The following is a 12,895-nucleotide window of genomic DNA, read 5'->3' as shown; positions in this document are numbered from 1 at the left end:
ACTGCCAAAGTAGGATGATAGAAAAAACCTTTTACATGCTTTGAATCATTTATGTATCCAAGTCCCTCTATATCGTTACCATTCTGAAATGAGATGTCTGTGGTATCTTGAGGTGCCAGGATGATTTGTCTGTCCTCAAAACGTCCCACCGTTGCACTTCGATGAGAATCTAAAATCAATTGAGGTTCAGCTTTTTCATTTGAGAAAAAACGATACGCGCCTTTTGTCTTTGCCCAGGAGTTCATCGAAGTCGGGATAGAACTTTGCGGGTTTTTCATCTTTGAATCCAGAATCATACCCAATCGCTTACCCAGACGTTTGTCGCCTAGATACAAATCCAAAAATTCCTCTTCATACCAACTGACATCACCTGCCTGGAATGCCTTCAGTCGTTTCTCTTGCTCGTTTTCCATAACAACAGATCACTAAATGCTATACCACGTACAAGAACTTTATGGGTAACGGGATGGTTTCCACCCGCCACCCAATGCGCTCCATTTACCACACCACCTTCTCTTTGTAAAGCGAAGTGTTCGACTCTAAAAATTTTCTAAGAATAAGTTCGCCTTTTTACCTTTATTCTCCGGAAAATACCCGATCCTATCATCATTTTAGATGATTCCCCCGACCAGGGATACGAAGGGCCTGGTCGCAGGAGCGACCGAGCGGGAATCCGCGAGCCCGTAGTAGCCCGGTCCCGATCCAAAGGATCGGGAGGTCGCCTAATTCCGAAAAATAAATTAACTTATGTTATACGTAATAAAACTGGTATGATCTCCATAGCAAGTGCGATCCCTACATGGATGAGCACACCGCCTCGGATCTTACCTGTATAATAAGAATAAATTCCCAATGTAAATCCGCCGACCGAAGAGCTGATCGTTTCCAAGATTGGTTTTTCAAAATGGATCGCTACATAAAGAACCGTCATCAGTAACACTGCATTTTTTCCGAAGAAAGGATGTAGGATTCGGATCACAAAACCACGAAAAAACCATTCGGTGGCAACAAACGCAAGGGCATAAAAGATTTCGAATATAAGTATGATCGGCAAAGAAGTTTGAAAACCGATCATAGGCTGATCCCTGGGCGCCCTAGGATAATAATTTTGAAAGTCTTCCCCCAAGGCGGCCAAGAATACAACGATTACCATAGGTCCGAGCAAAAGCAAATAAGAAGTGATGGGAATCTCCGCCTTCCTTTCCAAATCCTCCAGCTCTCTCGAATTTTTTTTTAGAAAACGCAATACCGCATAACAAATCAATGGTGGTATTCCGTAAAAGATCCAGATCTTAAGTTGTATCGCAAATTTATATGCTGCGTATCGATTCTCTACGGCAACGGTGTCTCTAATCAATATCGTGATGATCTTTACATTTTCGCTGATCACAAGTGCAGTGATGATACAGAAAAAAATCGTCCAAAATCGAGACGATCCGAAAATCCAAAAACTTTTATTTCGGAACGAATGAAGAAGGATTAGTAAAAAAAAAGGAATGGAATAGTTTAGAGTAACACCTAATACAGGATAGGTGTTACCGATTTCGAAAGTATATTCGGCCGTTATCGATAAGGCGATGATAAAATAAGTAAATAGAATGAAAGGATAATCGGGATTTTCCTTTTTGTAGATACGAAACGGTTCGAGTAAAGTAGAAAGTTTTTCTTTCATCTATACATCGACTTTCGGTTGAGTTCTCCACCTGCGATGCACCCAAAAATACTGTTCCTGAAAAAGTTTCACTTCTCCTTCCAGGGTATGAGTCCAAAGTTCGGTGTAATGGCGAAGCACCTCGTCTTTAGTAGGAAATTTCTTTTTGTCTACAAAGCCCAGATCTTTCACCCGAACGATTACCTTTCCGTCTTCACCGGATAACACTGAATAGTATAACATCTTGGCACCAGTGAGATAAGCCATAAGAGCCGGACCTACAAAAGTCGAAGCCTGACGGTTCAAAAAAGGCACAAAGATTCCTGCATTCCCTGCGTTCTGGTCGGAACCGAATCCCACCCAATACCCTTGTTTCAACATCTTGATAACCTGCGTAGACTCTTCCACAGGGACAAGAACGATTCCGTTTTTAGATCGCATCTTTCGCAGCAGCCAGTCCACAAAAGGGTTACGGATTTTTTTATAAATCCCTCCGCCTTTCATTCGAATTCCCAAAAACTGAACCAAGACTTCCCAGGTTCCGAGGTGACCTGAAATCAGCACAACACCTACTCCTTGTTTTTTGGTCTCTTCTTCGATCCTTAGACTCTCTTCATCCAAAACCAAATATTTGTTCAACCATTCCTTTGTCATGCGAGGTGCCCAAAGAGTATGAGCCAACAGATGACCTAAATGCCTGAAATGTTTTTTAATTAAAATCTGAATCTCTTCTTCCGATTTTTCCGGGAAGGCGAATTTTAAATTTTCGGCTGCGATTTTTCTGTGCTTTTTTGCCAGAGGAAAAATCAGCTTTGTGAGAAAAACACCGTAAGACAAACAAATCTTGTAAGGTAGGATCTTAAACGGAAAATAAAAAATATAAACAAGACAGAATGACAATAGATGAGTGATTTTTTTCATCTCTTCCCTCCCCTTCTATTAAAGATACAATCGTAAAAATACTAACGCGCCGACGCCCAAGAGTCCAATCAAAAAACCGATGATCCAACCGCCTACGATATCGCTTAAAAAATGATGAAGTGTCAACAACCTTCCCACACCGGCAAATACGCTGAAAAAATAAAACCAAACTGTTTCCCCGAAACCGAATACAAGAATGGTTGCGACTACCGCAGAATTGGCGCTATGTGCCGAAGGAAAAGAATGTTTCATGTCTGGGTTGGAATCATTTTTGCCCATTACACTGACTAAGGGCCGTTTGCGGGAAAAGTATTTTTTTAAAGATAAAACCAACCGATCCGTTCCGTAAGTAAAAATCAAAACGACAGGAAGGGAGATATAAACCGGTTTGTACAAAGGGCTAATAAACATCAAAGGCACGAGAATCAACGCAAACATCTCTCCTTTATTGATTCTAGACAGTACCCAACTCAATCTTTGGCTATGCAGATATGTCTTTATCCAAATCGAAAACTTTTGATCAATGACGGATATAAAATTCATTAGGACAGTTCAGTTCGAACTTTTTGTAAAGCATCGTCCCATTTAAGTTCTTCCTGGGATCGATGAACCATATCCTTTAAAGTTACTGTTTGATTTTTGGTTTCTTCTTCACCTAGAATCAGAATCCATCGATACCCTTTTTTTTCAGCATAAGAAAGTTGTTTTCCCATCTTCTGGCTTTGCAAGGAAAGATCAACGGCAACACTTGCAGCTCTGAACTGTTTCGCCAAAGTCTGAGCGGCGAAAAAAGAAGTATCATCCAAGAGAGGGATATAAACCGTATTTGCGTTGGATAAATTCGGCAATAGTCCGTGTGTTTCCAAAAAGTTTTGCAAAGTGACATCACCCAGTCCGAAACCGATTCCGGAAAGCTCTTCATTGGAAAAAAGTCCGATCAAGTTATCATAACGGCCGCCACCGTATAACGAACGCTTGTTTTTTGGACTTGTATCAAAAATTTCAAATATAAATCCGGTATAATAGTCAAACCCACGTACTACGGACGGATCAAAGTCGACTATATCTGACAGTCCCAGATCCTTCAACCCCGAGAACAGATCGTTAATCTTTTGGATTGTTTCGCCGGTCAGACCCGGAATGGTTTGGATATTTTCCACAGTTGCCGCGAGGAACTGATCAATCTTTGATACGGCAGTAGCATCTTCGGGAATGGTTTTCGAAACAAGTGCAACGTATTCGTCCCCGGTGATTTTATTCTTTTTATCCAGGATCTTGGAAACTTCCTGTCCCTGTTCCGGTTTTAATTTCAATCCTGATTTGAAAAATTCATCCAGAAGAGAACGATGAGATACTTTGACCCGAAAGGAATTTCTGGAAGCGCCGAAAGCAAATAGAATGTCACAAGCTAAAGAAAAAATTTCAAGCTCAGCTCGGAAATGATTCACTCCGAACATATCCACATTGAGCTGCCAGTGTTCTCTTAAGCGTCCATGTCCAGGTTGCTCATATCTCCAAAGATTAGGAATGGAAAACCAGCGAATCGGTCTTGGCAAATCCCTGAGTTTGCTTGCCACCATACGAGCGACAGTTGGAGTCATCTCGGGACGTATGGCAACCTCACGGCCACCTTTATCAATAAAATTATATATCTGTTTGCCTACGATTTCTTCACCTGTTTTGGCACGGTAAAGATCCAAGGATTCGATCATGGGGCCGTCGTATTCTTCGTATCCGTAGGAAACAGCAACCTGTTTCATTACGGAAAACAGATAGTTGCGCAATCTCATATCTTCGGGAAAAAAATCCCGAGTGCCTTTGTAATTCGCAGTGGTTAATTTTTGTTCTTTCAAATCAGGACTTTGCCTTTAATATAATGTTTGTTTAGCGAAAAAATTCGATCAAACTCTCGTAAATTTCTTTGCCGCGTTTATCGCCACCACTCAATCCTATGATGCGGGTGCCTACAACATAGAAGTCATGAATCTCTTCCATATGTCGAAGCTCCATTGCCATACGAATGGGTGCCTGCATCTTAAAATTGATATCGATAGTCATCGAAGGTTTGATCATCAGGGATCTGATAATCTCGGGATCTCTCACTTCGATAGCAACTCCGCCTTTGGATACATTCAAAACATTTTGTTTCAAATTCAATATATGCGTGTTTGAATCCATGATTCTCTCTTGGAAGGTGATTTCAACTTCTTTAAATAGCTCGAAAACTGCAATGGGAATCGGGGACTTTTCATACTCCAAAGTAAGATATGCAAAAAAATGCAGATCGTTCATTTTGATAAAGATAGGGTAATATAGAAAAGAGCTCATTTTTTTTCTTTTGTATTCTGCAATCTTATCATCCAATAAAAAATCTTCTTCGAAGCCTTCCTTCGGATCGTAAACTTCCGGGAGAGGAGCCGATTCCATGACTTGCGTATTGATCAAATAGAGAGGCTTTTTATACAATTGCATCAATTCTACTTCATCATTCGCTCCGGAAGAAGAGATAAAAACGACCTTGGACTGAGGGTAATCCTTCAATAGATTTCTATGGATATCGGTAAGAATGACTTGAGAACTAACGCCCGTTAATTTAGAAAAATCTATATCGGTTTTTGCTACTAGAAAATTAGAAGCTAAAACGCTTCCGTATACCTTTTCATTTCTTGGGTCCTGTCGAACGGCAAAGGATTGTCTTTTTTCAATCAACTTACCCAATAAGAGATTGTCTTTTTGACTTAAGATCTGATAGTCCACTTCCACTTGGAAAGAAGGAGTAGTATAAACGGTAAAACGTTCGGTCGGAAAATCCGGTGTCGCTTCCATTTCAAAAATATGCGAACCGTCCGGACGTTCTCCCTTAAAACGCACTCTGATTTGAGTATCGTAACCTTTCAGGTAAAGTCCTTCCGCATTCATCATCTGCTTGTACAGATCTTGAATGTTAAGAGACTCTTCCATGGGAGCCCATTCCCTTTCGGTTTTGTAATGTGTCTTTGGGATACTAATCATATCAGTCTATTTTTTTGAAATTTACCCGTCTGTTTCTAGCCCGGCCTTCTTCTGTCTCATTATCAGAAATAGGTTGCGAATAATAATATGCTTGTATCTTCATTTTCTCTTTGGCTACGCCTTTGTCACGAAGATATTGATAAACCGAATTTGCTCTGTCTTCACTCAAAGTGATATTATATTCCCGTTTTCCCACATTATCCGTATGCCCGCCGATTTCCACTTTTTCATTTTTATGCTGAATCAGATAATCCGCAAACAAATCCAGTCTTTTCTTATCTTCAACACGCAACGATCGTTCGTTAAATGGAAAATAAATCACGGTATTGTACAGTTCGTCAAAATCGCTTAAATTTCTAAGATACAATACCGTCTCTTTGCCTACCATATCTTTGATCACTGTGTCAGGATATAAGAAGGTCTCTTCTTTATAACCTTTTGCCTTTGCTAAAATTTCAAATGCATACGTAGGTTCTTTTTCCAAATGGAAAGTATTATCTTTGGAAATAATCACCTTACCCTTTCGGGTCAAATCATCAAAGTAAATAATTTCCGCATTGGGAATCACCAGATCTGTTTTTCTATCTTTTACGACAAAACGAATTCCTTGGATGGTTTTATTCGGGCGATCGTCTTTTACAGGACGAATCGGTTGTAAAACGATACGAGAGTATTGTTCTTTATTTTTCCCCACATTCCCGCGTAGATCAATCAGTAGTTCTTGTGGATGAAATCCCGGCGAGGAAACTTCCACCCGATAAAGTTTGCCTGTTTTTAAAACCGTTCTGAAATTTTCCAAATCTTCACTGCTCAAATCTCCTCCGATCCGTTTGGAAGTAATGATTTGAATCGGCTTGGTTTCATCATAAATTTTTAAAGTGGCATCCAAACCGATCATGATTGCTTCCGATCCGTCCAGAACCAAACCACGAAATAAAAATTCATAAGACCTTCTCAGATCTTCCGGTACTTGCGTACGATAAATATCAAATTGACCTTCTCCTCCCGGACGGTTGGAAGAAAAATAAAACCAAAGATCATCATGAGTGACGGAAATCCCTTCATTATCACTTTCTTCCCATAAACTATAAGTGGAATAATCCGCAGGAGTATCGAAAGGATAACCGGTGGAATCCGCACTTAAACCTTGTTTGGTGTTAAAAGGAGAACCTAGAATTTCCGGTTTTTGAAACAACGCTGTTTCCAAATTCATTTCTGAAAAATAAAAACTGAATTTTTTATTTTTATCTTCCCTATTGGAACTAAAATAAATCCGATTTCCATCCCAATGGTAGGAAGGACTGATTTCATCATCCTTGGAATTGATAACATCACCCAAAGCAATAGGTTTTTGCCAAATTCCATCCCTGCAAAAAAGACTCGGCTTATCCAAGTTTGGTTGTTTTATTTCAGGAACGGTTAAGGGATTTCTTTTGGAAATCCAAAGATCGTAACCGCCTCTACCTCCCGGACGGTTGGAAGAAAATATCATTGAACAACCATCAGGTGATATCGCAGGCATTTTGTCTTCGAAACTGGAATTGATTTCGTTTAAAGCGACGGGGGCCGACCAAAGTCCGGTTCTATGATTGATTTTTGTATAATATATATTTAATCCGTCGTATCCTTCCCTATTTTTTTTAGGGTCGTTTGCATCTTTATTTCTTACGGAAGTAAAGTACAGTTCGTACGGTTTTTCGTCTTCATCGAAAAGTATCGAAAACATTCCTTCAAAATTCGGAGTATTCAATTCACGAAAATTTTTAGGTGCGTCCCATTCCGGGTATTTCATCCGGTCCGGAAAACTTTTATTTTCAGAAATCCAAATGTCCATACCGCCTTCCCCACCGGGACGATTGGATTGAAACACCAAATACTTTCCCGAAGGGGAGATAATGGGATTGTATTCCACATTTTGAGTATTCAGAGGTTGATTAAAGCGAACATCTTTCACTTTCGGGAGAGGTTGGGCCCAGAGAGCGAGACCAAAAAGGGGTAATAGAAAAAAGTATCGTTTCATTTGGCTCTTCCTTCATTCTATCGGTTTAAGGGAAATTTCTGCCAAGGTAAAAAAGAAGGATTTGTCACCTTCCGCCTTAGCATTTGAAATGAATCCAATGAGTCAAATCTTCGGAATTCTCAATATAACAACCGATTCCTTTTCGGATGGGGGCCAATTCTTAGATCCAGGATCAGCCATCAAACAAGGGCAGAAATTGCGAAATGACGGAGCCGATTATTTGGATATTTCCGGACAATCTTCCAATGTAAAATCCGCTCTCGTTTCAGAAGAATCCGAATGGGAAAGGATCGAACCTACACTTCGCCATTTTGTCTCATTGGGAGTGCCCACTAGCGTAGACAGTTTCCGTCCGAATGTACAGGCCAAGGCTTTGGAAGCAGGCACTCAGATACTGAACGACATCACAGGATTCACTCACCCGGATGCAAAACCCATCTTACGGGATGTTTTCCTTGCGCGAAGTGAAACAAAACTCATAGTGATGCACTCGCATACTCTTGGTATTGCGAAGGAAAAATCAGAACTCACACCTGAAAATGTGGTACCTACTATACTGAATTTCTTTCGGGACCGAAAATCCGAACTTACTTCCTGGGGAATTGCAGAAGAACGGATCTATTTTGATCCCGGGATGGGATTTTTCCTGGGAGAAGATCCCGAACTGTCCTTCACGGTGCTTCGTAACATCGACCAAATTTTATCCGAGTTTCCCCGATTGATGTTAGGCGTTTCCCGAAAATCCTTTTTAGGAAACGTGTTAGGCGGTTTACCTCCGAAGGAAAGGGAAATGCCTACTCTTACTACTGAGATCTATTTACTCCAAAAGAAAGTGCCCCTGATCCGAACTCATGACGTTTTGAAACTGACTCAGGCAAAAAAGATTTGGGGGATGTTGGAAAGATGAACACCTGACCACTCAAAACCGATTATGAGAGTAACTTTTGAAAATCATATAATATCTCTACCTTTTACGGAGGCAGGCAATGTTCCCGTTAGAATTTGAGAATTTGCTTTAAAACGATCATTCTCTGTTTTGGAAATCAGCTTCATATCAAGTAAGGACTCTATATCCCTTTGTAGGGTTCGTTTTGACTTGCCTACATAATGAAGTCTGATGGCATCGTTCGTTTCGGAAATTTCTTCAAGAGTATATTCATTTTCAAGTTCCATGGAAAGTATCAAGGATAAGCGTCTTTTATTTACTGGGTCGGATTTTCCGGAGTAAACACTAGTGTGAAAAACTTCATTTACGTAATTTTTCCAAGCCTGTTCTATTTGGCTCTGGTTTACAATATTAAATACTTCTTGTAGACCATCCTTAAAACCTTGCAAGGCGTAATTAATAAATTGTGTTAGATCACCTCCATTTTTCGAAGTTTCAGCTAACTGTCGATAGTATTCACTCCTAGTCGCATTATAAAAATTCGATAGTATATGAGCAGCAATATCAGGAACTCCTGCCCTTAACAAAAGATAAAATTCAAGCAAGCGAGCTGTTCGACCGTTACCATCTCCAAAAGGATGTATCCATGCGATATAGACATGGGAAACGATAGCTTGAATAATTGCTGTCGAAAATGTTTGTCCTCTTTCATAATGAAATTCGGTCTTGCTCCATTCACAAAATGAATTTATTAAACTTTCTATTTCACCATAATCAGGTGCCCTATAGACATGACCTACAGTAACATTGTGTCGACGAAACTCACCAGGAATCGCGGCAAAGTTTGTTCCTAGACCTGATCCTATTAATTGATGAAACTCTTTGATTAGATTTTGGTTTAAAAGTTGCGTATTACAATCTATGACAATCCTGTCTCGAAGTGTATTCAGCGCTGTTAAAACATTCCTTACTTCGATTTCCATATATTGTTTCGATGCTGACAAAGATCTCCCTTGATGAATCAATGCTATCTCTTCTTCCGATAAAGTATTTCCTTCAATTGCCGTCGTTGCAAGAGCGCCTTTAATCAAATTTACTGAATAGATTTTTGACCGGTACGACGGCATCAACGGTGTGCTGGAGATCGCTTTGATTAACGACTTGCTCTGCCCTAATTTAAACCAAGCATCATCATTGATTGACCACGTTTTTCTAAATGAAATGAATCTATGGGAATCAGAACGCGGCATGACAAATTTATCGTCAAATATCACATACTATTTGTCAATGTTTTTGTCATAAAGAACGATGCTGATTATGTCACAAGACCACTTGTCAGTTGTTAAGTACAAATGGCACGCGAGGTAAGTCCTTACAATACAAAACGATAACACAGATAATTTGTAGCCTAAAATCACGCCAATGCTCGAATCTTTGTCCACTATTCTCTTCCCGTTCGAATTGCTTTTCTCGCTTCCCGTCCCGAAGCATCCAAAGTAGGAAAAAAAACGGATTCCGGAACCGCATAACCTTCTGCGACCGCTTTTCGGTAATAAGGAAGAAGAGGATTCCAATTGGGTTTATCTTTGGAAAGCAGAAGCAAATCCCGCCAAACTTCTAAAAACGAGATTTGCGATTTTTCTTTGTCCGAGGCATTCTCAACCCATTTAAGCCCTTCCGCATAACGCCCCAATTCATAATTGGCTTTCAGTAAAAAATAATGAAAATCTTTATTTTTTTTAGCAGCGACTACCAAAGACTTTCCATAATCCAAAACGGAATACCATTTCTCATTATGAGTTTGAATTTCCGTCATCCCGAAAAGTGCGTCTTCATGGAACGGATTGATTTCCAATACTTGGTTGTAATAGGATTCGGCGAAGGGAAAATTTCCCTGATGGAGATAATAATTTGCCAATTCTTCATAAGAATACAATTCCCAACCTCTGACCCGGGAAAGAGCATCGAGGACAATGACCCTTTCTTCCCAACGCAAAGTATCGTATAACTCTTGTACTATTTTTGTATAAACCGGAGAATTCCTGGCAGGGGAATCCGATTCGATTTTTCTCTTAATAATTTCGTATTCTTCCAAAACATAATAAAACCTAAGCCTATTTAGGTGGATTTGGTAGCTCTGAAAAAATTCTTTTGCGCAACCGTCCCAAGCCAGCTCCGCCCGGTTCAGATCGCCTTTTCTAGCATAATGGAGAGACTCCTGATTGCAGCGGAAAGCAGGATCCGTTTCACTCAGTTTTATAAACTTCTGATCCGATTCCAAAGCCTCCTGGTTTCGGACGGAGTAAGAACAAAAACTGGAACTGAATAGAACGAAAAGAAGAAGGGTATTTTTCAAAAACAAACCTTAAGTTTCTGTATTTTCCTTCATCTTTTGAGCAAATACCAAATACTGCATCGCTTTTTCCGGATTTCCGTTAAATAGATAAAGCAAACTCAAATCCATAGCTTCCTGGGGGTCAGGAGGTAAAAATTCTTCCGGGTTTTCGCGGGAAAGTTCCAATTTGGTTTTGAATTCCTTTAGTTTCTTCTTAGCGTTCCCTTGAATTCGATGCAAACTTTCCTTTGCCAAAGCATCTTCTTCTCCCCATGCCTTTTCCAAGGTTTGGTTAAAAGAAACAAATCCGGAATCATGTGTTGCTATCTCCGTGAGAAGAGTGGCAGAGGCTTTGTAATTTCCCTGTTTCGCCAAAATATCAGATTGGATCAGTCTCAACTGCGAATTGCCCGGATAAAGCAAAAGATACCTTTCCAACATTTTCAAACTTTCCGGATAACGATTCCTTTCGTAATAGAACATAGCCAGCCCTCCTAATGCCGTTTTGTGGTTCGGATCAATCTTCACCACATTGGTAAGATACACTTCCGTCTTTTCATCATTTTCATTGATTTGATAAATCTGTGCTAGTAATAGATGCGCCAAAACGAACTTCTTTTCAAACTTTAACGCCTGTTTTAAGAAGTGAATTGATTTTTCCAATTCTTTCAAACGAAAGAAGGAAACGGCGATATTGTAACAATTTTTGAAATCGGGATGGATTTTAACCGCTTGGGAAAAAAACTGAGTCGCCCGCACATGATCATTCTCTTTCACATAAATCACGCCTAAATTTTGATAGGCGAGATAATAAGCGGAATCTTCCTGAATGATTTTTTCATACAAACGTTTCGCTTCCGCCGACTGACCTGATTTTTCCAGTCGAACCGCATCATTGAACCAAGATTGTAATCCTTCGGCGCCCATTATAGAATCTTATCGAATCAGAAAAACCATTACCAGCAAAGAAAAATGTAAAGGAGAATCGAAAAACTCTCCGAAACTTTCTATAGATTCCAAAAGAAGGGGATAGTTATGCAAAAACTGATATTCTTTTCAGTAGTATTATGCCTTATTTCGTGTTCTTCCACAGAAGCCACACGAAGAAATTACAGTGCTTCCGGCGATCCGGAAGATATATTTTTCGAAAGATCGCAGAAAAATAGATCCACAGCTTCCTCAGACGAAGCCGTCACCAAATCCATCCTGGATGATTTAGATTCTAAACCTAAATCTACGGGAGAAGGTTTGGCATTGCCTGAGAAAAAAGCAAATGCTTCGGGGAGTTTTGATGAAGTAGGACTCTCTTCCTGGTATGGTCAAAAGTTCCAGGGAAGACCGACTGCAAGTGGAGAACCTTTCGATCGAATGAAACTGACGGGAGCACACAGAACGTTGCCCATCGGTTCTCTGGTCAAGATTCAAAATTTAGAAAATAATAAAGAAGCTGTCGTTCGCATCAATGACCGAGGGCCCTTTGTAGATGAAAGAATCGTAGATGTTTCCGAAAAAACGGCAGAGCTTCTAGAATTCAAAGACAAAGGGATTACCAAAGTAGGAATCCGAGTTCTCAAAAAAGGAGAATCGGTGAGCGAAGATCTGGACGGTGCCGATTTGGATGATACGGAACTTTTAGATGATGTTCCCGCCAAACCGGAAAAATTGACTCCCGTGAAACCTGGAAATCTGACTTCCAAACCACCCGCTTCTTCACAAAACCCAAAAGGTTATACGGTGCAAGTCGGTGTGTTCAACGAACAGGAAAGAGCTCTCAAATATAAGGAAACTTTAAAAACGGATTATAAGCAGTCGGTTTTTGTTTATCCGCGAGAGGGCAAATACGTGGTCCAAGTAGGAGATTTTTCCGATCGAACTAAGGCGGAGTCTCTCAAAACACGTTTAAAATACGATGGGATTGATTGCTTTATTCCTAATAAGTAATCGAAGAAACATCCTATCCCTAGAATCCAACCAAGACATTTTGGTGCACTGCACCCAAATGTCTTTTCTATTGAAAATGTATTGCTTTACGATGTAATTTTGTTACGATTTTGCAGGATATCCCCCACT

12 protein-coding genes are annotated in these 12,895 nt (G+C 40.1%); 2 read left to right on the top strand and 10 right to left on the bottom strand.

Annotated elements, in window-relative coordinates; translation table 11 throughout:
* The 7 genes from EHS11_RS08520 to EHS11_RS08490 all read right to left on the bottom strand — a co-directional run.
* The coding region (locus EHS11_RS08520; protein ID WP_135763939.1) for an IS4/Tn5 family transposase DNA-binding protein at nt 1-413 on the bottom strand (413 nt) is incomplete at its 3' end.
* Between the two features lie 332 nt (nt 414-745).
* On the bottom strand, nt 746-1,672 hold the full coding sequence (locus EHS11_RS08515; RefSeq protein WP_135763938.1) for a CPBP family intramembrane glutamic endopeptidase: 927 nt from the start codon (nt 1,670-1,672) through the stop codon (nt 746-748).
* Nucleotides 1,673-2,572: a lysophospholipid acyltransferase family protein gene (locus EHS11_RS08510; protein WP_135763937.1), complete on the bottom strand. Its 900-nt coding sequence runs from the start codon at nt 2,570-2,572 to the stop codon at nt 1,673-1,675.
* Between the two features lie 18 nt (nt 2,573-2,590).
* Entirely contained in the window at nt 2,591-3,115 is a 525-nt protein-coding gene (locus tag EHS11_RS08505) for a phosphatase PAP2 family protein (RefSeq protein ID WP_135763936.1), read from the bottom strand.
* Entirely contained in the window at nt 3,115-4,425 is a 1,311-nt protein-coding gene (gene hisS / locus EHS11_RS08500; RefSeq protein WP_135763935.1) for a histidine--tRNA ligase, read from the bottom strand. Before hisS ends, EHS11_RS08505 begins: the two co-directional genes overlap by 1 nt.
* 31 nt (nt 4,426-4,456) lie before the next feature.
* Nucleotides 4,457-5,584 (bottom strand): DUF1577 domain-containing protein, encoded by a 1,128-nt coding sequence (locus EHS11_RS08495; RefSeq protein WP_135763934.1) that lies wholly within the window; start codon nt 5,582-5,584, stop codon nt 4,457-4,459.
* Nucleotide 5,585: 1 nt separating this feature from the next.
* Entirely contained in the window at nt 5,586-7,604 is a 2,019-nt protein-coding gene (locus tag EHS11_RS08490; RefSeq protein ID WP_135763933.1) for an OmpA family protein, read from the bottom strand.
* 97 nt (nt 7,605-7,701) lie between these two features.
* Here EHS11_RS08490 and folP point away from each other — a divergent pair, with 97 nt between their 5' ends.
* Nucleotides 7,702-8,511 (top strand): dihydropteroate synthase, encoded by an 810-nt coding sequence (gene folP / locus EHS11_RS08485; protein ID WP_135763932.1) that lies wholly within the window; start codon nt 7,702-7,704, stop codon nt 8,509-8,511.
* A 44-nt stretch (nt 8,512-8,555) separates the two neighbouring features.
* Here the strand turns inward: folP and EHS11_RS08480 are convergent, their stop codons facing one another.
* The 3 genes from EHS11_RS08480 to EHS11_RS08470 form a co-directional block, all read right to left on the bottom strand.
* On the bottom strand, nt 8,556-9,740 hold the full coding sequence (locus EHS11_RS08480) for a Fic family protein (protein ID WP_425460563.1): 1,185 nt from the start codon (nt 9,738-9,740) through the stop codon (nt 8,556-8,558).
* Between the two features lie 191 nt (nt 9,741-9,931).
* Complete coding sequence (locus EHS11_RS08475; RefSeq protein ID WP_246047700.1) at nt 9,932-10,846, bottom strand: tetratricopeptide repeat protein; 915 nt, start codon at nt 10,844-10,846, stop codon at nt 9,932-9,934.
* A 9-nt stretch (nt 10,847-10,855) separates the two neighbouring features.
* Entirely contained in the window at nt 10,856-11,752 is an 897-nt protein-coding gene (locus tag EHS11_RS08470) for a tetratricopeptide repeat protein (RefSeq protein WP_135763930.1), read from the bottom strand.
* A gap of 108 nt (nt 11,753-11,860) precedes the next feature.
* Here EHS11_RS08470 and mpl36 point away from each other — a divergent pair, with 108 nt between their 5' ends.
* Nucleotides 11,861-12,766, top strand: coding sequence for an RlpA family plasminogen-binding lipoprotein MPL36 (mpl36, locus tag EHS11_RS08465; protein ID WP_135763929.1), 906 nt, complete (start codon nt 11,861-11,863; stop codon nt 12,764-12,766).
* Nucleotides 12,767-12,895: the final 129 nt, after the last annotated feature.

The sequence above is a fragment of the Leptospira ilyithenensis genome (genome assembly GCF_004771005.1).
Classification (GTDB): Bacteria; Spirochaetota; Leptospiria; order Leptospirales; family Leptospiraceae; genus Leptospira_A; species Leptospira_A ilyithenensis.
This window is presented reverse-complemented; position numbering and strand designations above follow the sequence as displayed.